Below are 617 nucleotides of genomic sequence, written 5' to 3' on the forward strand. Positions count from 1 at the left end.
GTCGCGCCGATCAGCTTGACGCCGCGCTCATAGGCCTGCTTGTAGGGATTGGCGCCCTTGAAGGACGGCAGGAAGGAATGGTGGATGTTGATGATCCGCCCCGACATCTTCTTGCAGAGCGCATCCGACAAGACCTGCATGTAGCGGGCCAGCACGATCAGCTCGGCGCCGGTCTGCTCGACGAAGTCCAAAAGCTGGGCTTCCGCCTTCGGTTTGTTCTCCTTGGTCACCTTGATGCAGTGGAACGGGATGTCATGGTTGACGACCACCTTCTGGTAGTCGAAGTGGTTGGAGACGACGCCGACGATGTCGATCGGCAGCGCGCCGATCTTCCAGCGGTAGAGCAGGTCGTTCAGGCAGTGGCCGAAACGCGACACCATCAACAGCACCTTGGTGCGTTCCGCCTGGTCGTGGAGCGCCGTTTCCATTGCGAATTTTGCGGCGATCGGCTTCAGCCCCTCCTGGAGCGCCGCACGGCCGACGCCCTGTTCGGAGATGAAGCTGATGCGCATGAAGAACAGACCGGTTTGAAGATCGTCGAACTGCGAACTGTCGATGATGTTGCAGCCCTGTTCGGCGAGATAGCCGGAGAGCGCCGCGACGATGCCGCGGGTGGA

Annotated in this window: 1 protein-coding gene; it reads right to left on the reverse strand. The window is 60.8% G+C overall.

Annotated features, from left to right (window positions below; translation table 11 throughout):
• Nucleotides 1–617, reverse strand: a 617-nt coding sequence (locus tag N181_RS12250) for a formyltetrahydrofolate deformylase (RefSeq protein WP_081318991.1), incomplete at both ends; no start/stop codon positions are given.

Origin of the sequence: Sinorhizobium fredii USDA 205, from assembly GCF_001461695.1 — a bacterium.
Classification (GTDB): domain Bacteria; phylum Pseudomonadota; class Alphaproteobacteria; order Rhizobiales; family Rhizobiaceae; genus Sinorhizobium; species Sinorhizobium fredii.